The organism is Rhodopseudomonas parapalustris, assembly GCF_053772255.1.
In genome coordinates, this window is record NZ_JAMKBZ010000006.1 from 50529 (window position 1) to 73882 (window position 23354).

Here is a 23354-nt window from a genome sequence, read left to right on the forward strand (position 1 = left end):
GATCCGGCGCACCGCGACGCGCGGTCGCCTGCCCCGTTTCCGAAAGCGCTCGCGGCCCGGCTCCGCACCGGGCCGCGATCATCGCCCTCAATCTCTGGCGAACGGCCACGCTCCGAACTTGTAGTTCACGCCGAGCGATACGGTCTGCAGCTTGTTGCTCGCCGGCGCGAAATCGATGCCGGACAACGGCAGCGGCGGCGCGGCGCCGAACACCGAGGATGCGCCGAAGTCGAAGTACTTGTACTCCAGCGCCATCGACCACGACGGCGCCAGCGCATATTCGAGGCCGCCGCCGACGGTCCAGCCCCAATTGGTGCTGGTGTTCGATATCACCGGGCCTCCGACGCCGACCAGATTGAACTGATCCTGCTGGCGATCCCAGGCCGCACCGCCTTTGACGTACAGCAGCGTGCGATCGATCGCATAGCCGCCACGCGCCGTGAAGGCGCCGATCGCGTCGATCCTGCTGCCGCAGTTGAAACCGGCGAAGACCGGATTGGGGAAAGCGCCGAAGCAGGTGTCGGTGCCGCGGATGTTCGCCCAGTTCGCCGAGGCTTCGACGCCGGCAACGAGGTCGCCGACCTGATAGTTCACGCCGATCTGGCCGCCGAGCAGCGCGCCGCCGAGGTCGACGCGGTCGCCCGTCGTCGGAGTCGGGAATGGATCCGCATAGGTGGTGCGGCCCCAGCCCGAGCCGACGCTGGCGCCGACATAAACGCCGGTCCAATTGGCGACCGCGATCGGGGGCGCCTTGGTGATGCCGCGCTCCGCAGTGCCGGCGCGATCGATATCGCCGAACTTGTACGAGGTCTGCAAGAAGCCGCCGTAACGCTCCGAATAGAACTGCATCGGCGCGGCGACAGTCGCCCCCGGGAAGACCGTGCTGGCACTGTCCGTCGCGAAATACCAATAGCGGCCGCCGACGCCGACGCTGAAGCGGTCGGTGACGGCGTAGGACAGGATCGCCTCGAACTGCGTGCCCCAACCGTGGCCGACCTCGGACTGCGGATTGATGTCGGCGCGGAACCAGTGATTGTCGAAGCCGGCGCGATTGACGTAAGGCAGATAGGCCGCGTCGACCTCGAGCCGCAGTCGTTCGGTCAACGGCGCCCGGACGTTGATGCCGAGCGCGACGCCGCGCCAGGATTCGGTCTCGCTGAGACCGAGATAGTTGGTGGGAAACGGAACGCCACAGGTGGCGAAATCGGTCGCGATCTGAAGGCAGCCGAAGCCATTGCCGGTCTGGTAGAACGAACGATAACCGACGAAGCCGCCGAGCTTGCGCCCGCCATCGTTGATGAAATTGTAGCCGATGTCGGCGCTGCCGAACGACAAGCGGCCGTCGCGCATTTCCGAAATCGTGTTGGAATAGGTCACCTGGCTGGGGAAATCTTCGTCGTTGAGCTGCCCGTCGACGAGATGACCGAGGCCGAGGTTAGCCTTGGCGAACAGACCCGACGCATGATCGACACGCACGAACGCTTCGAGCGAATGACCGGTCTGATCGCCATAGATCAACCGCGAATTCAGCCGGCTCGGCAGGACGTTGCTGTTCAGATCCTTCTGCATCCGCCCCGAGCTGCCCCAATAGCGGGTGCCGGCTTCGACCTGCCAGCCGAGCGGCAGCGCTGCGGCTTTGACGAACAGCGGCGCGTCGCTGCCGGCGCCGAGTGTCGGCGCGCCGGAGCCGAGCCGGTAGTTCAAGCCCGCCTTGACCAGATCGAACTTCTGCTTGAATCCGACATTGGATGCGTTGCCGAACTGATCGACGTAGGATGTGTCGGCGGTGCCGAGGTCGACGTGATCGTACTCGACGAACGCCGACAGGTTCGAGCTGAGCGCGTATTCGAGGCCGGTGCCGGTAACCCAGCCCCACCGCGTCCCGCTTTCGGTGAAACGGTTGGCGATCCTCGCGCGCTGAGCATCGCTGCTGCCGCTCGCCCACGCCGCGCCGGCCTTGCCGTAGATCAACAGGTTACCCCAGGTCTGGCCGAGCCGACCCGTGATCATGCCGAGCGAAGAGACCGAGTTGTGGCAGGTGAAACTGCCTTGTGACCCGATGTCGGTTGCGCATTTGGCGTAGCCGCCGATATCGGCCGCGGATGCGGATGCTTCGACGCCGGCGACCCACCGGCCGATCTGATAGTTCGCCCCGATCTGCCCGCCGCCGAACAGACCCGAACTATCGCCGCCGCCGGGGAAGCCGCCCGACGACGATGCGGCGAGCAAGGCACCGGTTGCCGAGTCCCAGTCGTTGCGGCCGAAGCCGCCGCCGGCGTGGACGCCGAGATAGATCCCGGTCCAACTCCACTGCGGCAACGGCACGCCGGGAAGCGGCGCTGCACTGACCGACGCTGCGCCGAGCCGATAGTTGAGACCGACCTTGACCAGATGCGCGGTCTGCCCGATCGAGACGTCCGACACTCCGCCGAACTGATCGGCCATCGTCAGCGAGCGATTGCCGAAATCTGCGTAGTTGTATTCGATCTTACCCGACAAGCCCGGCAGGAAGGCGTATTCGGCACCGACGCCGACCAGCCAGCCGGTGCGGATCTCGGACGCTTCGAGGACATTGACGAAGTTGCCGCTGGCCATGCGGCGATGCACATCGGCCCAGGCGGCGCCCGCCTTGCCGTAGAGCAGCAGATCGCCGGCGGCATAGCCGAAGCGCGCCGCGAGCGTCCACAGCTCGTCGATCCGGGTAGTACAGGCAAAAGCGCCACGCAGGCACCGCGCCAGGCCGTTGATGGAACCGAAGCTGGCGTCGCCCTCGATGCCGACGACGGTGCGGCCGAACTGCGCGTTGTAGCCGGCCTGGACGCCCGTAATCGCATTGCCGCTGACGCCGTGGCCATAGAAGGCCGCTCCTGCCAGCGCAGAGCCCCCGCCCGCGATGCTGTTCCAGGCACTATCCGAAGCGGCACCGCCAACGTGGCTGCCGATGTAAAAGCCGGTCCAGTCGGTTGCGACCGCTGTGGGCGACCGGACGTTGTTGAACGGCAAATCGGCCGCAGCGGCCGGACCGCACGAAACGCCCACCACTGAACCAATGCTCAGCCACACTGAGAATTTTCTCATACCGCCCCCCCTCGGCCCGTAGCCGCACCACCCGGGGCAGGGCAACATGATTCTCTGGCGGAACTCTACGGCCGCGCGCACATGGAGACCGCGTAAAGCACAGCAAAGCTGCATTCTGCACACCATTACGCAGGTCGCACGGCCCATTGTGAGAACCTCCGACCTCGGTACAGTCTGCGCAGGACACTGAGGCTGGACGATGCGAAACGGGATGTACTCCATCCACATCCGGATGCTCGACGGTATCCGCGCGAAAGCCAACGGGATCATCATCTTGCGCGACGGACGCCTGCTCGGCGGCGATCCTTACTTTTGGACCGTCGGCACCTCCACGCTCGGCGACGCGACCTGGAAAGGCGACGCGACCTGGAAAGGAGAATTGCTGACGCGGCAGCACACGCCCTACAGCGAAACCCCAGGACGGCCGCTGTTCGCGGGGCACGACGTGACGACCGGCTTCACCGGCCGCTTCGCGGACGATCGCTCGGAAGTATACGGCACGTCGCTGATCGGCAGCCGCAGCGTCAGCTTCCGCGCCACGCTGCGGCTGCTCGCCGCCGACTGATCGGCGGTCGCTCTCTTGTTCCGACTGCGTCGCGCGAGAATTACTTCTTCATTTGATCCTTGGACATGTGGTCCTTCGACATGCCGTCCTTGTGCATGCCGTCCTTCGCCATGGTGTCCTTCTTCATGCCGTCTTTAGCCATGGAGTCCTTGGACATCGAGTCTTTGGACATGCCGTCCTTCTTCTCCATCTTGTCCATGGCGTAGGCAGCGGGAGCCGCAGCGAGACCGGCGGAGAACACGGCCAGAGCGACGGCGGAAGAGAGGCGGATGCGGGTCATGTGATGTGATCCTTGTCGAAATCGATCGGCGCGGCGAATGCCGCCCTCTTCCTCAACGCGCGCGAACAGCCGCTTGTTACGTCGGCCCGAAATAATTCTCGCTCTCACGTCGGCGGAACGGCCATTGCCGCCTAGCGCGCGTGCATCGCAGCAAGTTCTCCGCCGCACTGCAACTAACAAACATCGTACCAATTGGGCCAGTTTGTCGCATCATGCCTTGACCATCGCGCGACTGATGCCCTAGCGATTCAAGCAACAGATAATGATCGGGAGAGAAACGATGCTGTCACGCCGCCACCTCCTCGTCTCCGCACTGGCCGCACCGGCCGTCCTCAAATTCGGAACAGGCACCGCTCAGGCGGCCACCACGCTGAAGATCTCGCATCAGTTTCCCGGCGGCACGATCGACAAGGGCGACTTCCGCGACCGGCTGTGCCGCAAGTTTGCCGAGGAGATCGGCAAGCGCTCCGGCGGCGAACTGGTCGGCGAGGTCTATCCGGGCTCGTCGCTGATCAAGACCAAGGCGCAGTTCTCGGCGATGCGCAAAGGCGCGCTCGACCTGTCGCTGTATCCGATGCCCTATGCCGGCGGCGAAGTACCGGAAACCAATATCGGGCTGATGCCCGGCCTGGTGTCGACCTACGACCAGGGGCTGTCGTGGAAGACCAGGCCGGTCGGCAAGATGCTGACCGACCTGCTCGCCGACAAGGGCATCATGCTGATCACCTGGGTGTGGCAGGCCGGCGGCGTCGCCAGCCGCTCCGAACCGCTGGTCGGGCCGGACGACGCCAAGGGCCTCAAGGTGCGCGGCGGCTCGCGCGAGATGGACATGGTGCTGCAGAAGGCCGGCGCGGCGGTGCTGTCGGTGCCGTCCAACGAGATCTACGCGGCGATGCAGACCGGCGCCTGCGACGCCGGCATCACCTCCTCGACCAGCCTGATCTCGTTCCGGCTCGAGGAAGTCGCCAAGCATCTGACCTCCGGCGCCGACGCTTCGTACTGGTTCATGTTCGAGCCGCTGATGATGTCGAAGGCGGTGTTCGACAAGCTGCCGAAGAACCACCAGGACATCATCCTGTCGGTCGGCGGCGAACTCGAAGCGTTCGGCAAGAAGGGCGCGCAGGACGACGATATCGAGGTCGCCAAGGTCTACGAGAAGGCCGGCGCCAAGGTCGACAAGCTCGACCAGGCGACCGTCGAGAAATGGCGCGCGATCGCGCGCGACACCGCCTGGAAGGACTACGCCGCCAAGACCGAGACCTCGGCCAAGCTGCTGAAGCTCGCCACCGACTCCGCCGCATGATGCACGCTCCTGCGCCGGGCGGTCCTGATGCCATCGCGTCCGGTCACGGTGTGACCAGCGCATTGGCGCGCGGGCTCGCCTTTCTCAATGGCGTGATCCTGGTCGTGGCGGCGCTGGCGCTGGTCGCGGCCTGCTGCATCCTCAGCTACAGCGTGATCAGCCGCGGCCTGTTCAACGCCGCCACCTACTGGCAGGACGAGGCCGCGGTATTCCTTTTGGTCGGGGCCACCTTTCTGACGGCCGCGTTCGTCCAGGGCCAACGCGGCCATATCGGCATCGAAGCGTTTACCGGGCTGCTGCCCCCCGCCGTCAACCGGCTGCGGCTGCTCCTCGTCGACGTCGCCAGTCTCGCCTTCTGCGGCTTCTTCGCCTGGAAGTCGTGGACGCTGACCCACGAAGCCTTTGTCGACGGCCAGGTCACCGACTCGATCTGGTCGCCGCCGCTCGCGATCCCCTACGGACTAATGGCCGCCGGCATGACGCTGCTCTGTCTTCAACTCGCTCTGCAGATCGTTCAGGCGCTCGGCGGGATGCGCCGCCCGTGACAGTCCTCGGAATCGGAATCAGCTACGGCCTCGCCACCCTGGCGGCGATGTTCTCCGGGATGCCGATCGCTTTCGCGCTCGGTGCCGTCGCGCTGGCGTTCATGGCGATCTACATGCCGCACGCCTCGCTCGATACGGTGACGCAGAACGTCTACGAGGAGATGGCTTCGATCACGCTGCTGTCGATCCCGCTGTTCATCCTCAAGGGGGCGGCGATCGGCAAGTCGCGCGCCGGTCAGGATCTGTATTCGGCGCTGCACGCCTGGCTGCACCGCGTGCCCGGCGGGCTCGGCGTCGCCAACGTGTTCGCCTGCGCGCTGTTCGCCGCGATGGCAGGCTCCTCGCCTGCGACCTGCTCGGCGATCGGCTCGGCCGGCATCCCGGAGATGCGCAAGCGCGGCTACTCCGGGGGCTTCGCCGCCGGCATCATCGCAGCCGGCGGCACCCTCGGCATCCTGCTGCCGCCGTCGGTGACGATGATCCTGTTCGCAGTCGCGGCCGAAAAGTCGCTCGGCCGGCTGTTCCTCGCCGGCATCGGCCCCGGGCTGCTGCTGGTGACGCTGTTCGGCCTGTACGCGGTGTGGCGCTTCCGCAGCGAATACGCCACCGCCAAGGCGCTGTACGAGCAGACCGGCAAGGACTCTGCGATCCTCACCCGCGAGCATTACACCATGGCGCAACGCTTCGGCGCGCTGCCGCGGGTGCTGCCGTTCGTGATCCTGCTCACCGGCGTGATGATCGCGCTGTACGGCGGCTACGCCACGCCATCGGAAACCGCCGGGCTCGGCGGCGTGTTGGCGCTGGCGTTGATCGCGCTGATCTACGGGGTGTGGAAGCCCTCCGACCTGTCGCCGATCCTGACCTCGACGATCCGCGAAAGCACCATGCTGATGATGATCATCGGCATGTCGCTGTTGTATTCCTACGTGATGAGCTACCTGCACATCTCGCAGTCGGCTGCGGAATCGATCGTAGCGATGCAGCTGCCGCGCTGGGGATTGCTGGTGGCGATCCTGGCGCTGGTCGTGGTGCTGGGATTCTTCCTGCCGCCGGTGTCGATCATCCTGATGACCGCGCCGATCATCCTGCCGCCGCTGCGCGCCGCCGGCTTCGACATCATCTGGTTCGGCGTGGTGATGACCATTGTGATGGAGATGGGCCTGATCCATCCACCGGTCGGCCTCAACATCTTCGTCATCCGCAACGTCGCCCCCGACATCCCGCTCTCCGAGGTGATCTGGGGCACGCTGCCATTCGTGCTGCTGATGATGCTGGCGGTGCTGCTGCTGTGCCTGGTCCCCGGTATTTCGACCTGGCTGCCGGACCTGGTGATGGGGCCGGAGAGCGTCAGATAGTTCGCGAGGGGTAGGCGCACTTGCACCGTAACCACCCTCTCTGTGTCGACACCTCAATCGGTGGGTTACGCGCTTCGCGCTAACCCCACCCTACGAACTAACCCGCCCGCTTCTTCTTCGCATTCAGCGCATTGACGACGCGGCTGACCGGCGGGCGACCGAGCAGAGATGCGATGCCGTTGGTCGCGGCGATCAGCCTGTCCATATCGACGCCCATCGGCACGCCCATACCTTCCAGCATGTACAGCACATCCTCGGTCGCGACGTTGCCGGTGGCGCCAGGCGCGTAAGGACAGCCGCCGAGGCCGCCGGCGGCGCTGTCGATCACCCGCGCGCCCTCCTCCAGCCCGGCATAGAGATTGGCGAGCGCCTGACCGTAAGTGTCGTGGAAGTGCATCGCGAGGTTCCGCATCGGGATCGCCTCGGCGCAGGCGCGCAGCAGCTCGCGGACCTTGTTCGGCGTGCCGACCCCGATGGTGTCGCCGAGCGAGATCTCGTAACAGCCGAGATCCCACAGTGTGGTGGCAGCGTCGACCACCGCCTGCACCGGCACCTCGCCATCGAACGGGCAACCGAGCACACAGGAGATGTAGCCGCGCACCTTCACGCCATCGGCCTGCGCGCGCGCGATCACCGGCTTGAAGCGCTCGATCGACTCCGCCACCGAGCAATTGATATTGGCGCGCGAGAATCCTTCCGAGGCCGAGGCGAACACGGCCACGACCTGGGCGCCGGCCGCGCGGGCGGCCTCGTAGCCCTTTTCGTTCGGCACGAGGACGTGGAATTCGCCGGGCAGCTTCAGCGCCGCGCGCAGCACTTCGTCGGAGCCGACCATCTGCGGGATCGCCTTGGGCGAGACGAACGCACCGACCTCGACCGTCGACAGCCCCGCCGCCACCAGAGCCTCGACGAAAGCGATCCGGTCCTCCACCGAAACCGGGGTCTTCTCGTTCTGCAGCCCATCACGCGGGCCGACTTCGACGATACGGATGGTGTCGGTCATGCGCCCTCCACGTATTACTTCGTCATGCCCGGCCTTGTGCCGGGCATCCACGCCTTTCAGCGGGCCAACGCCTGAAGGCGTGGATGGCCGGGACGAGCCCGGCCATGACGGCGTTAGTTGTTAGTCTGCGTCGGCCTCGAGTTCGGCCAGCTCGGCGCCTTCCTGGACGATGTCGCCGACCTTGCACTTCACCGCCGTCAGCGTGCCGGCGAACGGCGCGCGCAGGGTCTGCTCCATCTTCATCACTTCGAGGGTGAGGATCGGTGCGCCCTTTTCCAGCTTGGCGCCGACGTCGGCGAGCAGCGCCACCACGGTGCCGGGCAGCGGCGCGACGATCTTGTCCTCGCCGGCCTGCTCCTCGCTCTCACCGCCGAACGGATCGACGAGGTGCAGCTCGAACCGGCCGTTGCGGGTGCGGACGTAAAACTCGGCGCCCTCGACCACGGCATGCACGCGCGAGCGTGCATCGCCGAGCGACACGTCGATGCCGTCACCATTCGCCGCCCAAGCAAATGCCAGTTCGCGGCCGTCGATCGTCAGCGACGACGCTCCCCCGCCATAGGTCAGCTCGACCTTGTGATCGGTGTGGTCGTGCCCCTGCCCGCGCCGGAACAAGAAGGCGCGCTTGCGCCGGCCGACGGGCATCCAGCCTGCCGTCCGCCATGGCGACGGACCTTCGGCCTTCGCCACGTCATCCTCGCCGCGCAGGATCGCCGCGACCGCCGCAGCCAGTTCGAGATCACCGAGCGCACGCGGCGCAGCGGTGAGCGCTGCAAGATTGCGTTCGATGAAACCAGTGTCGATGGCGTTGGCGCGTACCTCGGGGTGCGTCACCAGCGCCGACAGGAACGGGATATTGGTGACGACGCCGCGGACGTCGGTCTCGTTCAGTCCGCGGTCCAGCCGATCAATCGCCGCCTGACGGGTCGGCGCCCAGGCGATCACCTTGGCGAGCATCGCGTCGTAATATGGCGATACGGCATCGCCGCTGCGATAGCCGGCGTCGATGCGCAGGCCGCCCGTCTCTGACGGCGTGCGCCAGGTCGTGATCTTGCCGACCGACGGCATGAAGTTCTTCGCCGGGTTCTCGGCATACACCCGCGCCTCGATGGCGTGGCCGTTCAGCTTGAGCTGATCCTGCTTCAGCGGCAGCGCTTCGCCGAACGCGACGCGGAGCTGCCATTCGACGAGGTCGACGCCGGAGATCAGTTCGGTGACCGGATGCTCCACCTGCAGACGGGTGTTCATCTCGATGAAGAACACGTCCTTGCCGTCCGAGACGAACTCGATGGTGCCGGCCCCGACGTAGTTCACCGCACCGGCGGCGCGCCGGGCCGCTTCGCACACAGCCTCACGCTGCGCAGCGCTCAGCGTCGGCGACGGGGCTTCTTCGATCACCTTCTGGTGGCGGCGCTGCAGCGTGCACTCGCGCTCGAACAGCGACACCAGATTGCCGTGGCTGTCGCCAACGATCTGCACTTCGATGTGGCGCGGATTGTCGACATACTTTTCGATCAGCAGCGTGTCGTCGCCGAACGCCGCCTTGGCCTCGCGCTTGGCGCTTGCGATGGCATCCGAGAGTTCTTCCGCCTTGCGCACCACCCGCATGCCTCGGCCACCACCGCCGGCCGAGGCCTTGACCAGCACCGGGAAGCCAATCTTGTCAGCGGCCCCTGCGAGCGTCGCGTCGTCCTGCGCGGCGCCGTGATAGCCGGGCACCAGCGGCACGCCGGCCTTTTCCATCAGCGCCTTGGAGCCCGACTTCGAGCCCATCGCGGTGATCATCTCCGGCGTCGGCCCGACGAACACCAGCCCGGCATCGGCGCAAGCCTGCGCGAACTCGGCGCTCTCCGACAGGAAGCCGTAGCCGGGATGCATCGCTTCGGCGTCGCTCTGCTTCGCCGCCGCGATGATCCGTTCGATGTTCAAGTAACTGTCGCGCGCCCGCGCCGGTCCGAGCAGCACCGCCTCGTCGGCCTCGCCGACATGCTGCGCGCCGGCATCGGCCTCGGAATACACCGCGACAGTGCGCAAGCCCATCGCGCGCGCGGTGCGGATGACGCGGCAGGCGATCTCGCCGCGGTTGGCGATCAGAAGCGTGCGGAAGCGACGATACAGGGCCGTGTTTGCCATCATCAGATCCTGATCATCACATCCGGAACAGGCCGAACTTGGTCGGCTCGATCGGCGCATTGCTCGACGCCGAAAGACCGAGCCCAAGCACCAGCCGCGTGTCGGCGGGGTCGATCACGCCGTCGTCCCACAACCGCGCCGTCGCGTAGTACGGGCTGCCTTGCGTCTCGTACTGTGCACGGATCGGCGAGCGGAACTCCTCCTCCTCGTCCGTGCTCCACGAGCCGCCCTTGGCCTCGATGTTGTCGCGGCGGAGCTGGCTCAGCACCATCGCGGCCTGCTCGCCTCCCATCACCGAGATGCGCGCGTTCGGCCACATCCACAGAAAACGCGGCGAATAAGCCCGCCCGCACATGCCGTAATTGCCGGCGCCGTAGGAGCCGCCGATCACCACGGTGAATTTCGGCACGTTGGCGGTCGCGACCGCGGTCACCAGCTTGGCACCGTCGCGGGCTATGCCGCCGGCCTCGTATTTCTTGCCGACCATGAAGCCGGTGATGTTCTGCAGGAACACCAGTGGGATGCCGCGCTGGCAGCACAGCTCGATGAAGTGCGCGCCCTTCAGCGAAGACTCGCTGAACAGGATGCCGTTGTTGGCGATGATGCCGACCGGGAAGCCCCAGATATGCGCGAAGCCGCAGACGAGCGTCTGGCCGTAGAGCTTCTTGAATTCATCGAACTCCGAGCCGTCGACGATCCGGGCGATGATGTCGCGCACGTCGAACGGCTTGCGGCTTTCGGCCGGCACGATGCCGTAGAGCTGATCGGCCGGATACAGCGGCTCGCGCGGGGTGCGCATGTTCAGCGGCGGGCGCTGCGGCGGCTTCAAGGTGCTGACGATCTTGCGGGCGATGCCGATCGCGTGAGAGTCGTTCTGCGCGTAGTGGTCGGTGACACCGGATTGCCGCGAATGCACGTCGGCGCCGCCGAGCTCTTCGGCCGACACCACCTCGCCGGTCGCCGCCTTCACCAGCGGCGGGCCACCGAGGAAGATGGTGCCCTGATTGCGGACGATGATGCTCTCATCGGACATGGCCGGCACATAGGCGCCGCCGGCGGTGCAGGAGCCCATCACCACCGCGATCTGCGGAATGCCTAAAGCCGACATATTGGCTTGGTTGAAGAAGATCCGACCGAAGTGGCGCTCGTCGGGAAACACCTCGTCCTGCTGCGGCAGGAAGGCGCCGCCGGAGTCGACCATGTAGATGCACGGCAGATTGTTCTGCCGTGCGATGTCCTGCGCCCGCAGATGCTTCTTCACCGTCAGCGGATAATAGGTCCCGCCCTTCACGGTGGCGTCGTTGGCGACGATCATGCATTCACGGCCCGCGACTCGGCCGATGCCGGTAACGATCGAGGCCGAATGCACATCGCCGCCATAGAGGCCATTGGCAGCGAGCGGCGACAATTCGAGAAACGCGGTCCCAGGATCGAGCAGCAGATCGACGCGGTCACGCGGCAGCAGCTTGCCGCGCGCGGTGTGTTTGGCGCGGGCCGCTTCGCCGCCACCGGCGGCCACCGCCGCGAGCTTGTCGTTCAATTCATCGACCAGCGCGCGCATCGCCTCGGCGTTGCGCGCGAAATCGGCCGAACCGGGATCGATCTTGGAGTGCAGCGACATGGCGTTTCCGGCGGGTTCTGACTCGCTTCGGGACCGAAGCGTTGAAGACATCGTGTCATCGCCGGGCCGACAGGCGCAACCCTAACCTGCCCGGGCGCAACGCAACTCGCGCATAGCCGGGTCTCGCGGCCGGCGGCTTGCGCCAAGCGGCCGCGGCTGCAATGCCGGATCAGTGCGTCCAGGGTTCGGGACGACGGAAGGCGAAATTGTCGGCGTAGGCCGCGCGGCGGCGCGCCGGCTCCTTCGGCTCGATGATCTGGTATGGAATGCCCTCGCGCTCGCAATAGGCGACCGCGTCCTCACGGGTTTGGAAGTGTAGGCTGACCTGCTGGTGCATGTCCGAGGACGAGGTCCAGCCCATCAGCGGCTCGATCGTGCGCGGCGTTTCCGGCTCGTAATCGAGCTGCCATTCCCGGGTCTTGGCAGTCCCGGATTGCATCGCGTTCTTGGAGGGCTTGTAGATCCGTGCGGTCATGGAAGAGTCGAGCCTGTCGAGCTACGGCACTGCGCCGGTTTGGTGGAAGCAACGATCCTGGTGTAAAGTTCCGCCGCGTAACGGACGTGGTCGGAATCACGTAGAGTTTTGAGGTTGGTCCCGGCCAATTGAGATTCCGTCGCCTAGCGATTTCGTTTCCTGATTTCCTATATTCTGTCCCCGGCATCGTGACAATCGTAGGCCGGCGGGCGACCTCGCAACAATACGGACGATCGGCTCCATGGAGATACAGGCTATTCTGCCCAGCAAAGGGCGCGATCTGCGGCTCGACCTGTTCCGCGGCATTGCCAACTGGGCGATCTACCTGGATCACATCCCGAACAACGTGGTGAACTGGATCACGACCCGCAACTGGGGATTCAGCGACGCCGCCGACCTGTTCGTGTTCATTTCCGGATACACCGCTTCGTTCGTGTACGCGAAGATGATGCTGGAGCGCGGTTTCATCGTCGGCGGCACCCGTCTGACCAAGCGGGTCTGGCAGCTCTACGTCGCGCACATCGTGCTGTTCGTGATCTACATCGTGGCGATCGGCTACGTGGCGGAGCGCTTTTCCGATCCCGAGATCATCAACGAGTTCAACATCGCGGGTCTCGTCGCCAATCCGGGCGAGACGTTCCGCCAAGGACTGCTGTTGAAATTCAAGCCGGTCAATCTCGACGTGCTACCGCTGTACATCGTGCTGATGGGGCTTTTCCCGCCGGTGCTATGGCTGATGTTGCGCCGTCCCGACGCGGTGATGATCGGCTCGTTCGTGCTGTATTTCGCCGCCCGCTATTTCGAGTGGAATCTGCAGGCGTTTCCGGAAGGCACCTGGTACTTCAACCCGTTCTGCTGGCAGCTTTTGTTCGTGTTCGGCGCGTGGTGTGCACTGGGCGGCACAGTCCGGTCGCGCTCGCTGATCAACTCGCGCGGCATGCTGTGGTTCTGCATCGCCTATCTGGTATTCGCGCTGATCATGACGATGGCGGGCCGTTTCCAGGAATTCGGCGATCTGTTTCCGCGCTGGCTGTACGACGCCTTCAATCCCAACGATAAAACCAACCTCGCGCCCTACCGCTTCCTGCATTTCGCGGTGATCGTTGTGCTGGTGATCCGGTTCGTGCCCAAGGATTGGAAGGGATTGGAATCGCGCGTCTTCGAACCGCTGATCAAATGCGGCCAGCAGTCGCTCGCGGTGTTCTGCGTCGGCGTCTTCCTGTCGTTCGTGGCGCATTTCGAGCTGACAATGAGCTCCGGCTCACTGCTGGCGCAGATCCTGGTGAGCGCAACCGGCATCGCGCTGATGACGCTGGTGGCGTACTACATCTCCTGGTCGAAGCAGCAGGACAAACCCGTCCGCCCGGCCCCCAAGCCGGCCGTGGCCCCCGCACCCGCGGCCCCGTCCGCTTCTGGGGCGGAGCCTCAGGCAGCCCGATCGCAGCTTCAGGACGGCAGCGCGCCAGCGGTATCGCCGGCGATGATCGCGGCGGCGCGGTCGAGCCCGGAATAGAGGTCATGGCTGGCGCCGTAGCTGGCGCCATTCTCGCTCCATGATCTCCGGAGCTCCGCTGCGGAGGCTTGGCGAAGTGCTTCGATCAGATTGCCGGGGCCGAACGGTTCCGGCAGCACCACGCCGGCATCGGCCGCCGCAACATGGCGCGCATAGCCGCACACAGCGGTGGTGATCACCGGCAGGCCGTTGACCACCGCCTCCAGGATCGCGGTGCCGGTGGTGTCGACCCGCGCCGGATGGATCAGCAGGTCCGCCCCCGCCATCAATTCGGGAATGTCGCGCCGCATACCGAGCAGCACGACGCGATCCGACACCTTGGCGTCGTCGGCGAGCCGGCGCATCAGCCGCCCCTGCTTGCTGTCGTCGGCCACCCCGGCCACCACCAGCCGAGCCTCTGGAAAGGCAGCAAGTGCCGCAACCGCTCGGTCGAGCCCCTTGGTCAAAGGATGCGCCGCGACCGCCAGCCAGACGACCGTGTTGGCACCGACGCCGAACTCGCCCCTGATCCGCTCCCGCGTACCGTCTTTTCGCAGGTCCGGATGCCGGCGGCCGGGATCGATCGTCGGCGGCATCAGCGCCAGCCGCTGCGGCTCGGTGTCCCAGGCCTGCCGAAAGCTGTCGAGCTGGTGCTGACTCAACATCAGACATTGTGTCGGCCGGCCCAGCGCAAAACTCGCCGCCTCCAGGCCGAGCTTGATGCGCCGCCGCGCCGTCAGCCGATCGGACCAGCGCGCCGGCCTCGCTTTGTCGCAGCCGTCGGCGCAATACAGCACATCGAGATCGGTCAGTTTGCCGAAGCCGGCAAGACGGTCGAACGCGCGCTTGCGGCGCGCCACGGCGTCGGCGAAGCGAAGATCCCGACCGTGATTGCTCCAGGCGTCGACCGGCAGCAGCTCGATGTTCAAGTCGGAAGGCAGGTCGCCCTGCACGCGCGAGGCCAGAATGGTGACGTCGTGGCCGCGCGCTTGGAGGCGCCGGGCGATCCCCATGCAGTCCCGCTGCAGGCCGCCGCTCGGGAACAGCGACACGATCGCCAGCGCGATCCTCATCGGCCGAACTCCCCAGCTTCACGCGCGACGACGCCTTCGACATCGCTCGCGTACCGACGGGGCGAACGCCAAATCCGTCGCAAAATCAAAAGGTCGGTTGGTCGGGGCAGCTGGATTCGAACCAACGACCTGCAGTACCCAAAACTGCCGCGCTACCAGGCTGCGCTATACCCCGATCCACGCCCCCCGATCCATGATCCGGATCCCGGGGCAGACGGCCGTCGATACACGGTTCACGGCACCCCAGCAAGCCGGGCTCCGCGCGACTTGGACATCAGTGCGACTTGAACAGCGGATGCGCCACCCTGTCGCCGGCCGCGATGCCCAGCTTCTTGGCGGTGCCGCCGCTGACCTCGAGCACGCCCGCGACGGGCCCACCGGAGGCAATGATCCGGGTCGACAGCGGCTCGGTATTTTCGGCGATCCGCAGGATGGTGCCGTCACCGCGGATAAAGATCATGTCGAGCGGGATGTAGGTGTTCTTCATCCACATCGACACTTGCTGCTCGGGCCGGAAGTCGAACAGCATCCCCTGCCCGTCCGGCAGGCTCTTGCGGTACATCAGGCCGACTTCCCGCTCCTGATCGGTAGTGGCGATCTCGACGGTAAATACATGCACGCCGGTCTTGCCGACGATCTCCAGCGACTGCATCTGCGCCGCGACCGCCCCGCCCACCGCAAGGCCGCACAGCATCACCGCCACCGCCAGCACACCGAGCCACCGCAGCCGGCGGACGTTACCCATTCGAGAAGCCTGCATTGAATCGAACCTGTTTCCTGCGCGCGACCGGGCTACGTGCTGCGGCCTGGATCGGACCTAAGACGGCCCCGCCGCGCAAAGAGCATACGCGGCAGCCGCCCGCCGATTCACAAATTGGCGATCAAGGATGGCACGATCAAGAAAGATGCACGGGCGTGCGCCGATACGCCGGGCCGAGCCTGGTCAGTGCGAGGACAGTCCCGGTGCGCCGTTCTCGGGCTGGATCTCGGCCGCCATCATGCCCTTCGAGCCCGGCCCGAACCGCACCAGCACATACTGGCCCGGCCGCAGCTCGGTCATGCCGTAGCGCCGCAGCGTTTCCATGTGGACGAAGATGTCAGGCGTGCCCTCGCCGCAGGTCAGGAAGCCGAACCCGCGCAGCCGGTTGAACCATTTCACCTGGGCGCGCTCCAGCCCGCTGGTCGGCGTCACGCTGACATGCGTGCGTGCCGGCAGCATCTGGGCCGGATGGATCGCGGTCGATTCGTCCATCGAGACGACGCGGAACGCCTGATAGCCTTTGGCGCGCTGCACGCATTCGACGACGATGCGGGCGCCCTCGTAAGCGGTCTGATAGCCGTCGCGTCGCAACACGGTGACGTGCAGCAACACGTCCGGCCAACCATTATCGGGGACGACGAAGCCGTACCCCTTGGATGCGTCGAACCACTTGATGACGCCGCTGACCTCGACCAGGTTCGCCGCATCGCCGAGGCCGGCATAGGCGTCGCGCGGGTTCACATCGCGGGACGTCGCAAGCTCGCGATGCGCACCGGCTCCGAAGTCTCGCGGCGAGAAATCAGCGGCGGGAAACTCCGCTGCTCTCGGCTTCGCAGCGCTGGCTGCGGGCAAAACACCCGGCCTCTTGGACTCAAATCCGTCCGACCCCATGACCCCGGACCCCGCACGTCATCAACCAATGCGCCGCATCTGCGACGACGATGATTCGCGCAACGTCCCATCGAACTACTCAGGATTGTGCCGCCGCGAATCTGTTGATTCGAAGATAACATCGTGGCCGGAACGGCAAAGACAAAAAAAACGTTACGCGACAACTATAAACAGCCTTGAAAGCCTGCGAATCTTACGAGGTTTAGTTGCCAACGAACGGTCCGAGCGTGTCGCCAATGTCGTGACGGATCACCAGATCGGCGATTTCATCCTGCTCGGTCGGCTCATTGTTGATGATCACGAGCTTGGCGCCGCATTCTTTGGCGAGCATCGGAAAGCCTGCGGCGGGCCACACCACGAGCGACGAGCCGATCGCGATGAACAGATCGCAATGCTGCGCGAGCTCGGTCGCGCGACGCATCGCATCCGACGGCATCGCCTGACCGAACGACACCGTCGCGGTCTTCACCGGCTCGTCGCAGGCTGTGCAATGCGGCGCATGGCCGGTGCGTTGAAACCAACCGTGCACCCAATCGAGCTCGTGACGTTTGCCGCAACCGATACAGCGCGCGTAGGTGGTGTTGCCGTGGAGTTCGACCACGTCGTGTTCGGCGAAGCCGGAGGCCTGATGCAGATTGTCGATGTTCTGCGTGATGATCGCCGGGACCTTGCCGGCCCTGTACAGCGACGCCAGCGCGCGGTGGCCGCGGCCGGGCCGGGCTTTGGCAAAGGTCTGCTCCATCGCGAAGCGCCGGCGCCAGGCTTCGTCGCGCGCGTCCTGACGGGCCACGAACTCGTCGAACGGGATCGGTTGGTTGCGACTCCACAACCCGCCGGGCGATCGAAAATCTGGAATGCCGGATTCGGTCGAAATGCCGGCGCCGGTAAAAGGCACGATCGACGATGCATGTGCGATCATGTCGCCGAGCTGTTCGACCCCGCTGGAAAGGCTGGGTGCGATCATGGTTGGATCATTTCAAGAATACCCTCTCGTCGCGCGAGCATCCGCGCGCAGCGAGCCGAAACCGTGGCGACGAGGCTGCATCGACACACGCACCGCGGAGAAGCTGACGGATCCCGTGCCCAGATTCGAAGCCACATTTTTTTGAATTGCAAGAGGGCCGCGCTGGTCGGATAGTTGAACCCGTCTCTACGGATGACCTCCTCTGAAAGAGCCCCGCGCGACCTCCAAGGCGGGGCTCTTTTCGTCGGCTATCCGAGGCGATCGGATGCGATGCCACCGTGCTCGGTGTCATTGCGTTCCGTTCGCCGCACCTCCTCCGAGCGAGCATAAGGTCTGGAGCCTCGGCTCCGGGCCTTATTGTTTTGGGGGCCAGATTGGGCAGGATCGCGATCATCGACGCCGTCGGACGCTCCCGCGCTTCCTCTTGCCGTCGTTCCGTCGCAGACTCCCCGTGAGCTTTTCCCAAGGAGACCCAATGCACATGCGTTACCTGCACACCATGCTGCGCGTCCGCAATCTCGACGTCGCCCTAAAATTCTTCGTCGGAGCGCTCGGCCTCAAGGAGGTCCGCCGCATCGACAACGACAAGGGCAAGTTCACGCTGCTGTTCCTGTGTGCGCCGGAGGACGAGGAACTGGTGAAGCGTCCAAACGGACGCCCGGCTCCGACGATCGAGTTGACCTACAATTGGGACGAGGAAACCTATGGCGAAGATCGCTTCTTCGGTCATCTCGCCTTCGAAGTCGACGACATCTATGCCACTTGCGAACGGCTGATGAAGCTCGGCATCACCATCAACCGTCCACCGCGCGACGGCCAGATGGCGTTCGTGCGGTCGCCGGATCTGCATTCGGTCGAGCTGTTGCAGAAGGGCGAAGCCTTGCCGCCGCAGGAGCCGTGGGCCTCGATGCCGAACACCGGCCATTGGTGAGGCGGGAACGCGCCGACTGCCTATAGCGTCGTTCCGGGAATCGAGGCCGTCTGACGGCACGGAACGACGCGCCGCAGCTCGCGTTGGTCGAGTAACCAACGGAGGACATCAATGGCGCGAGGACTTTACTTTGGCTGATCGGCATTCCGATCCCGATCATCATCTTGCTGTGGCTGTTCTTCGGCCACTGAGATGACGACCGCTGCAAACGGTCGCGACGGGCTCCACGTCTCAAGGAGCCCGTCGTGCGGCGGCCGGCGCAGCCCGCTCAATTGACGAATTTGACGCCGAGCGTGGTGCCGCTTCGCCACACCACTTCGCAGTGCCGGCCCTGACGGGCATCTCGCGAAAATCCCAGCCGCAGCCGCGCTCCGAGCGACTCCGCTTCGCTCAGAACCAGCTTGGCCCCAGAACTCGACAGATCCAGCACCTCACAGGGACGCGCGGCAAAGCCACCGTCGAGCGTGATCCAGCCGCGCTGGCGCACCGACTTGCGCTGCTCGCGTTTGGTCTTGTCCTTGGCCATGGCTTTCTCCTCGACCTGGTCTGGGCGGCCTTGCCGGCGGACACGCTCCGCACGACAAGCCGCATCCGCGCGCGCGACGTGAGAACTTCAGCTCCGAATGCTCAGAACTGCTCCTGCTCTAGGTCCAGGGCTGTTGAAAAATCGTTGCAAGATTTAGCGAAAAGCCGGTGTATCGGCAGATCGCCACGCAGAGCGCTTGCCCCTCGGAAAAAACGCCTCTATACGTTCGCCGCTGCTTCGCGGCGGGCCGGTTCCCCGCCCCTGCTGAAGCAGCCGTTTCGGGTAAAACCGTGCGTTTCCGCCTGCGAGCGATGTCCGTATCGCGAGTGTCCGGCGGCTACGCTCCCTTCGTCTATCGGTTAGGACGCCACCCTTTCACGGTGGAGAGAGCGGTTCGATTCCGCTAGGGAGCGCCACCCTTGTTTTTCAGCGCAGCAATGATCTTGGCGACTCGCTCGTCGGCCAGCAACGTCCAGGCGGAGTCTGGGGCCGGGCTGACCTCGTAGAAATCGGTCTTGCCGCAGCTCGGGCACTCGTAGATTCGCAATTCAATGGACTGAACCGGCGAAATCCGGGCGAGGCCTGTGCGCGATCCGCAGCGCGTGCATCGCGGTCGTGTCTCTGGACTCATGACGCCCCCGAACGGAGACTGATTGACCAAGGCGCGGGAAATCCGCAAAAATACAATCTTAGATTGTATCGCGCTGGTTTATACACCCGAATTCATCATTTAAGGAATCGAATATCGAGATAACGGCCATGTAGGCCATAGCAACTTGGTCGAAGACCAGGTGGCGAGATCCCGCCCCGTTGCGAGCAATCGCAAAAGCCGCAAATCGCGGATCGACCGCGCGCCTTTCGACAGACCGGCAGCTCAAATCGACAGTCGAAGAAGCTGATCAGGCGAATACGAACAGCGTAATCGCGAGTGCCAACGCGACAAGATGCAAAACGGCCGGGATCATCGTTCCACTCCCGCCAAAGTCGTCGCAATCAAGCGCTATCATTAACCGATTCCCTCGCCGTTTGGATTTCGGTCACGCTCGCGAACGAAGCACACGGACAGGACCGAAACCTTTCTCACCGAAACGCGTTGCGCGAGGTAAGTTCCTGCTCGGGAACCATTGAAGGAGAACTCCCCATGTCCCTGCCAGATGACAGCGTTCGTCCCGAAGACGTTGCGCGCTTGCAGGCCCGCGTCGAGGCCGCCATCCGCGATCACTGGAAGGCCTATCTGTTCGAGGGTATCCTACTGCTGATCATCGGCTTTGCAGCGATCCTGCTACCGCTGCTCGCCAGCCTCACCTTCACCATCATGCTCGGCTGGCTGTTCTTCATCGCCGGCGTGGCTGGCGTCGGCTTCTCGATCTGGGCCCGGAAGGGCCCCGGCTTCTGGTGGTCGCTGCTGTCCGCCGCGCTGGCATTGGTCGCCGGCCTGGTGCTGATCGCGATGCCGCTGCAGGGCACACTGACCCTCACCTTCATCGTCGGCGTCTATTTCCTCGCCGAAGGCGTCGCCAGCATCATGTACGCGTTCCAGCATCGCGGCCGGATGTCGGAACGCTGGGGCTGGATGCTCGCCGCCGGTATCGCCGACATCCTGGTGGCGTTCATCATCATCTCGGGCTGGCCTGGCACAGCCTGGGCGATCGGCTTGCTGATCGGCATCAACCTCGTGTTCGGCGGGACCTCGCTGATCGCGATGGCCCTCGCCGCCCGCAAGGCGAGTTGACATCAAAGGCGTTGGCCGCGGCTCGCGTCAGCAGCCGCGGCAGATGCTCTTGATCTTGCGGTCGAGCGCCGCGTCTTGCGGATCGATTTGATCGATCGTCCGCTCCGGCGGCGTGTCGGACCGTCGCGGCTGCAGATGACCAATGGGCGCCTGTCTGGTCCCCGATCCGCTCGAGGCGCCCCGCGACATCGTCGAGCCGGGTGACGAGGTCGTGGCTCCGCCAGAGCCGGATTGCGCGAACGCAACGCCGCCGCTCAGTGTCAGGATCGCGGCTGCGATCATCACAGGTTTCATCGGAGCTCTCCTTCCATCCAAGTTGCCGTCGCGACGCTGGTCTGCGACGGCGCCAGCAGCAAAGCGATCTGCGCCAGCCAGCGGTCCCGCGCCGACCTCGTACCAACGCATTACGCTCCGCTCAGTTGCGGTGCCTCAGGAGCGACGGCGAACCATCGCTCATTCCGATTGCGGCGGATACAAATGCACCTCGCCACAATAGTCGGCGACACGATAGCGCGAATCCGCTTCGGTTCCATCTCCGTCCGACAAATAATTGGGGCCAACCGGCGCCTTACCGTAGCCGCCGGGAATGTCGAGCACATACTCCGGCTGGCAAAGTCCGGAAACATTGCCGCGCAGTGCTCGCATCAAGGCCTGACCTTCTGCGAGCGTGGTCCGCAGATGCGCGGTGCCGGGCGCCAGATCCCCGTGATGCAGGTAGTACGGCTTGATGCGGCATGCCACGAAGGCACGCATCAGCGCCTCCAGTGTCGGCAGGTCGTCGTTGACACCGCGCAGCAGCACCGATTGGCTGAGCATCGGAATCCCGGCGTCTATAATCCGCGCGCATGCTGCCCGCGCAGCCTCAGTCAATTCGCGCGGATGATTGGCATGCAGCGCGAGCCAGGTCGTTTTTCCAGGCGCACGCAGGGCCCGAACCAGATCCGGCGTTACCCGTGCAGGGTCGGCGACCGGCAGGCGGGTGTGGAAGCGGATGATCTTGACGTGCTCGATCGCGGCGAGCTCAGCCATGAGCTCGGCAAGACGCCGCGGTGACAGCATCAGCGGATCGCCGCCGGTGAAAATCACTTCCCAGATCTCGTCGTGCGCACGGATGTAGTCGAGCGCCGAAGCGGTCGCCTCACGCGACAGCGCGTTGTCCTTGCCGGGGCCGACCATCTCTCGGCGGAAGCAGAACCGGCAATATACCGCGCAGACGTGCACCGGCTTGAACAGCACCCGATCACGATGGCGATGCACGATGCCTTCGACCGGCGAATGCGCGGCATCGCCGATCGGATCGTCCCGCTCGGCGGACAGTGTCACGAGTTCATCGGCTTGCGGGATGTACTGCCGCGCGATCGGATCGTCGGGATCGTCGCGATCGATCAGCGCCGCGACCGCCGGCGTCACCGCGACCGCATAGCGCGCCGCGACCTGCTCCAGCATCGGGCGATCATCCGCGGCGGCGAGGCCCTCGGCGATCAGTTCGGCCGGTTGCCGCAACGTCGCCGCTGCCGGGGTGTTCAATCGCGTGACCTTGGTCATGAGCCCTCGCCCGCCGGCAGCGTCCACACCACCTGATCGATCGTCGTCGCACCGGCCGCCAGCATCACCAAACGGTCGAAGCCGAGCGCAACGCCACTGGCTTCGGGCATTTCGGCGACCGCTGCGAGAAACGCCTCGTCGAGCGGATAGCGCTCGCCATAACGCCGCTCCTTCTCGTCCATCGCTGCGACGAAGCGCGCCCGCTGCTCGCTGGCGTTGGTGAGCTCGCCGAAGCCGTTGGCGAGTTCGACGCCGCAGGCATACAGCTCGAACCGTTCGGCGACGCGTAGGTCGTCGGGCTTGGCCCGCGCCAGCGCAGCTTCCGGCGCAGGGTATTCGCTGAGCACCGTCAGTCGTCCGTCGCCAAGCCACGGCTCGACATGCTCGACCAGTACCTTGCTGAAGATGTCAGACCAAGTGTCGTCGTCGGCAATCCGCACGCTGCCGGCGGCGGCCGACGCCAGCGCGGCGCGATCCCCCTCACCTGCGCTGATCGTCGCCAGCAGGTCGATGCCGGCATAGCGGATGAATGCCTCTGCAACCGTCAGACGCTCCGGCTCGGCCCGCGGATCGGCGCGCCGTCCCCTGAACGAGAATGCACCGATTCCTGTGGCCTCGGCCGCGACGCGGATCAGCGCGATGGTGTCGTCGATCACCTGCTGGTACGGCGCCTCGGCGCGATACCACTCCAGCATGGTGAACTCCGGCAGATGCACCCGGCCCCGCTCGCGATCGCGAAACACCCGAGCCAGTTCGAAGATGCGCGTCTCACCGGCCGCCAGCAGCTTCTTGCAGGCAAACTCCGGCGAGGTCCGCAGGTATCGGGTCCGCCGTTCGCCATCAGGGCCCTGCAGTTCGGTCCGCGGCGCGTGCAAATGGGTCTCGTTGCCCGGCGAGATTTGCAGGACCGCGGTCTCCACCTCGGTGAAATCCGCGCCCTCGAACCAGCCGCGCACGGCGCGCGTCGCCGCGCCCCTCGCGCGCAAAAACGGCTGACGGTCCAGATACCTATCCCTGTTCCACCAGGGCGACGGATGGGTCTGCGTCTCCATCTCAAGTCGCCCCCGCGCGGCCGCGCAAAA

General features: G+C 65.1%; 21 protein-coding genes and 2 tRNA genes. 8 read left to right on the forward strand and 15 right to left on the reverse strand.

Annotated features, from left to right (window positions below):
* Positions 1–87: 87 nt before the first annotated feature.
* Positions 88–3078 carry an outer membrane protein gene (locus tag M9H71_RS07620; RefSeq protein ID WP_455404451.1) on the reverse strand — a complete coding sequence of 997 codons (2991 nt, stop codon included), beginning with the start codon at positions 3076–3078 and terminating at the stop codon, positions 88–90.
* A 199-nt stretch (positions 3079–3277) separates the two neighbouring features.
* Between M9H71_RS07620 and M9H71_RS07625 the strand changes: the two genes are divergently transcribed.
* Positions 3278–3643: a GrlR family regulatory protein gene (locus M9H71_RS07625; protein ID WP_455404452.1), complete on the forward strand. Its 366-nt coding sequence runs from the start codon at positions 3278–3280 to the stop codon at positions 3641–3643.
* Positions 3644–3683: 40 nt separating this feature from the next.
* Here M9H71_RS07625 and M9H71_RS07630 read toward each other — a convergent pair whose 3' ends face one another.
* Positions 3684–3923 carry a pentapeptide MXKDX repeat protein gene (locus M9H71_RS07630; RefSeq protein ID WP_455404453.1) on the reverse strand — a complete coding sequence of 80 codons (240 nt, stop codon included), beginning with the start codon at positions 3921–3923 and terminating at the stop codon, positions 3684–3686.
* Between the two features lie 280 nt (positions 3924–4203).
* Here M9H71_RS07630 and dctP point away from each other — a divergent pair, with 280 nt between their 5' ends.
* From dctP to M9H71_RS07645, 3 genes are read left to right on the forward strand one after another with little or no spacing between them, the layout of a single operon-like run.
* Entirely contained in the window at positions 4204–5226 is a 1023-nt protein-coding gene (gene dctP / locus M9H71_RS07635; protein WP_455404454.1) for a TRAP transporter substrate-binding protein DctP, read from the forward strand.
* Positions 5223–5771, forward strand: coding sequence for a TRAP transporter small permease (locus tag M9H71_RS07640; protein WP_455404455.1), 549 nt, complete (start codon positions 5223–5225; stop codon positions 5769–5771). The genes dctP and M9H71_RS07640 overlap by 4 nt, the downstream gene beginning before the upstream one ends.
* Positions 5768–7126, forward strand: coding sequence for a TRAP transporter large permease (locus M9H71_RS07645; RefSeq protein ID WP_455404456.1), 1359 nt, complete (start codon positions 5768–5770; stop codon positions 7124–7126). Before M9H71_RS07640 ends, M9H71_RS07645 begins: the two co-directional genes overlap by 4 nt.
* A gap of 97 nt (positions 7127–7223) precedes the next feature.
* Here the strand turns inward: M9H71_RS07645 and M9H71_RS07650 are convergent, their stop codons facing one another.
* From M9H71_RS07650 to M9H71_RS07665, 4 genes are all read right to left on the reverse strand, one after another.
* Positions 7224–8129 (reverse strand): hydroxymethylglutaryl-CoA lyase, encoded by a 906-nt coding sequence (locus M9H71_RS07650; protein ID WP_455404457.1) that lies wholly within the window; start codon positions 8127–8129, stop codon positions 7224–7226.
* Between the two features lie 120 nt (positions 8130–8249).
* Positions 8250–10262: an acetyl/propionyl/methylcrotonyl-CoA carboxylase subunit alpha gene (locus M9H71_RS07655; RefSeq protein ID WP_455404458.1), complete on the reverse strand. Its 2013-nt coding sequence runs from the start codon at positions 10260–10262 to the stop codon at positions 8250–8252.
* A 16-nt stretch (positions 10263–10278) separates the two neighbouring features.
* The gene (locus M9H71_RS07660; RefSeq protein WP_455404459.1) at positions 10279–11883 is read right to left on the reverse strand and encodes a carboxyl transferase domain-containing protein; all 1605 of its coding nucleotides are present in this window, start codon (positions 11881–11883) and stop codon (positions 10279–10281) included.
* A 169-nt stretch (positions 11884–12052) separates the two neighbouring features.
* Entirely contained in the window at positions 12053–12358 is a 306-nt protein-coding gene (locus M9H71_RS07665) for an ETC complex I subunit (protein WP_230761874.1), read from the reverse strand.
* 241 nt (positions 12359–12599) lie between these two features.
* On the opposite strand from M9H71_RS07665, the gene M9H71_RS07670 reads away from it, so the two are divergent.
* Positions 12600–13871, forward strand: a complete 1272-nt coding sequence (locus tag M9H71_RS07670) for an OpgC domain-containing protein (protein WP_455404460.1) — start codon at positions 12600–12602, stop codon at positions 13869–13871.
* On the opposite strand, the gene M9H71_RS07675 is transcribed toward M9H71_RS07670, so the two are convergent.
* The 5 genes from M9H71_RS07675 to M9H71_RS07695 form a co-directional block, all read right to left on the reverse strand.
* The gene (locus tag M9H71_RS07675) at positions 13805–14923 is read right to left on the reverse strand and encodes a glycosyltransferase family 4 protein (RefSeq protein WP_455404461.1); all 1119 of its coding nucleotides are present in this window, start codon (positions 14921–14923) and stop codon (positions 13805–13807) included. The genes M9H71_RS07670 and M9H71_RS07675 overlap by 67 nt on opposite strands.
* Positions 14924–15021: 98 nt before the next feature.
* Positions 15022–15098 (reverse strand) — tRNA-Pro (locus tag M9H71_RS07680).
* 99 nt (positions 15099–15197) lie between these two features.
* Positions 15198–15668: a DUF192 domain-containing protein gene (locus M9H71_RS07685; RefSeq protein ID WP_455404462.1), complete on the reverse strand. Its 471-nt coding sequence runs from the start codon at positions 15666–15668 to the stop codon at positions 15198–15200.
* A gap of 198 nt (positions 15669–15866) precedes the next feature.
* Positions 15867–16574, reverse strand: a complete 708-nt coding sequence (locus M9H71_RS07690; RefSeq protein ID WP_455404463.1) for a cold-shock protein — start codon at positions 16572–16574, stop codon at positions 15867–15869.
* Between the two features lie 202 nt (positions 16575–16776).
* Positions 16777–17538: an SIR2 family NAD-dependent protein deacylase gene (locus M9H71_RS07695; protein WP_455404464.1), complete on the reverse strand. Its 762-nt coding sequence runs from the start codon at positions 17536–17538 to the stop codon at positions 16777–16779.
* Positions 17539–18019: 481 nt separating this feature from the next.
* Between M9H71_RS07695 and M9H71_RS07700 the strand changes: the two genes are divergently transcribed.
* A complete protein-coding gene (locus M9H71_RS07700; protein WP_455404579.1) occupies positions 18020–18469 on the forward strand; it encodes a VOC family protein in 450 nt (149 codons plus the stop codon).
* Positions 18470–18737: 268 nt separating this feature from the next.
* On the opposite strand, the gene M9H71_RS07705 is transcribed toward M9H71_RS07700, so the two are convergent.
* A complete protein-coding gene (locus M9H71_RS07705; RefSeq protein WP_455404465.1) occupies positions 18738–18995 on the reverse strand; it encodes a PilZ domain-containing protein in 258 nt (85 codons plus the stop codon).
* 341 nt (positions 18996–19336) lie between these two features.
* Here M9H71_RS07705 and M9H71_RS07710 point away from each other — a divergent pair.
* Both M9H71_RS07710 and M9H71_RS07715 read left to right on the forward strand, forming a co-directional pair.
* Positions 19337–19411, forward strand: a tRNA-Glu gene (locus M9H71_RS07710).
* 725 nt (positions 19412–20136) lie between these two features.
* Positions 20137–20727, forward strand: coding sequence for an HdeD family acid-resistance protein (locus M9H71_RS07715; RefSeq protein ID WP_455404466.1), 591 nt, complete (start codon positions 20137–20139; stop codon positions 20725–20727).
* A gap of 27 nt (positions 20728–20754) precedes the next feature.
* Here M9H71_RS07715 and M9H71_RS07720 read toward each other — a convergent pair whose 3' ends face one another.
* From M9H71_RS07720 to epmA, 3 genes are all read right to left on the reverse strand, one after another.
* Complete coding sequence (locus M9H71_RS07720; protein WP_455404467.1) at positions 20755–21021, reverse strand: hypothetical protein; 267 nt, start codon at positions 21019–21021, stop codon at positions 20755–20757.
* 159 nt (positions 21022–21180) lie between these two features.
* Positions 21181–22272, reverse strand: a complete 1092-nt coding sequence (locus tag M9H71_RS07725; protein ID WP_455404468.1) for a lysine-2,3-aminomutase-like protein — start codon at positions 22270–22272, stop codon at positions 21181–21183.
* Positions 22269–23324 (reverse strand): EF-P lysine aminoacylase EpmA, encoded by a 1056-nt coding sequence (gene epmA / locus M9H71_RS07730; protein ID WP_455404469.1) that lies wholly within the window; start codon positions 23322–23324, stop codon positions 22269–22271. The genes M9H71_RS07725 and epmA overlap by 4 nt, the downstream gene beginning before the upstream one ends.
* Positions 23325–23354 lie beyond the last annotated feature (30 nt).

Excerpts from the sequence above, each read along its gene's own strand:
- M9H71_RS07620 (WP_455404451.1), bottom strand. The coding sequence starts at position 3,078 with ATGAGAAAATTCTCAGTGTGGCTGAGCATTGGTTCAGTGGTGGGCGTT.
- M9H71_RS07625 (WP_455404452.1), top strand. The coding sequence starts at position 3,278 with ATGCGAAACGGGATGTACTCCATCCACATCCGGATGCTCGACGGTATC.
- M9H71_RS07630 (WP_455404453.1), bottom strand. The coding sequence starts at position 3,923 with ATGACCCGCATCCGCCTCTCTTCCGCCGTCGCTCTGGCCGTGTTCTCC.
- dctP (WP_455404454.1), top strand. The coding sequence starts at position 4,204 with ATGCTGTCACGCCGCCACCTCCTCGTCTCCGCACTGGCCGCACCGGCC.
- M9H71_RS07640 (WP_455404455.1), top strand. The coding sequence starts at position 5,223 with ATGATGCACGCTCCTGCGCCGGGCGGTCCTGATGCCATCGCGTCCGGT.
- M9H71_RS07650 (WP_455404457.1), bottom strand. The coding sequence starts at position 8,129 with ATGACCGACACCATCCGTATCGTCGAAGTCGGCCCGCGTGATGGGCTG.
- M9H71_RS07655 (WP_455404458.1), bottom strand. The coding sequence starts at position 10,262 with ATGGCAAACACGGCCCTGTATCGTCGCTTCCGCACGCTTCTGATCGCC.
- M9H71_RS07660 (WP_455404459.1), bottom strand. The coding sequence starts at position 11,883 with ATGTCGCTGCACTCCAAGATCGATCCCGGTTCGGCCGATTTCGCGCGC.
- M9H71_RS07665 (WP_230761874.1), bottom strand. The coding sequence starts at position 12,358 with ATGACCGCACGGATCTACAAGCCCTCCAAGAACGCGATGCAATCCGGG.
- M9H71_RS07670 (WP_455404460.1), top strand. The coding sequence starts at position 12,600 with ATGGAGATACAGGCTATTCTGCCCAGCAAAGGGCGCGATCTGCGGCTC.
- M9H71_RS07675 (WP_455404461.1), bottom strand. The coding sequence starts at position 14,923 with ATGAGGATCGCGCTGGCGATCGTGTCGCTGTTCCCGAGCGGCGGCCTG.
- M9H71_RS07685 (WP_455404462.1), bottom strand. The coding sequence starts at position 15,668 with ATGGGTAACGTCCGCCGGCTGCGGTGGCTCGGTGTGCTGGCGGTGGCG.
- M9H71_RS07690 (WP_455404463.1), bottom strand. The coding sequence starts at position 16,574 with ATGGGGTCGGACGGATTTGAGTCCAAGAGGCCGGGTGTTTTGCCCGCA.
- M9H71_RS07695 (WP_455404464.1), bottom strand. The coding sequence starts at position 17,538 with ATGATCGCACCCAGCCTTTCCAGCGGGGTCGAACAGCTCGGCGACATG.
- M9H71_RS07700 (WP_455404579.1), top strand. The coding sequence starts at position 18,020 with ATGCGTTACCTGCACACCATGCTGCGCGTCCGCAATCTCGACGTCGCC.
- M9H71_RS07705 (WP_455404465.1), bottom strand. The coding sequence starts at position 18,995 with ATGGCCAAGGACAAGACCAAACGCGAGCAGCGCAAGTCGGTGCGCCAG.
- M9H71_RS07715 (WP_455404466.1), top strand. The coding sequence starts at position 20,137 with ATGTCCCTGCCAGATGACAGCGTTCGTCCCGAAGACGTTGCGCGCTTG.
- M9H71_RS07720 (WP_455404467.1), bottom strand. The coding sequence starts at position 21,021 with ATGAAACCTGTGATGATCGCAGCCGCGATCCTGACACTGAGCGGCGGC.
- M9H71_RS07725 (WP_455404468.1), bottom strand. The coding sequence starts at position 22,272 with ATGACCAAGGTCACGCGATTGAACACCCCGGCAGCGGCGACGTTGCGG.
- epmA (WP_455404469.1), bottom strand. The coding sequence starts at position 23,324 with ATGGAGACGCAGACCCATCCGTCGCCCTGGTGGAACAGGGATAGGTAT.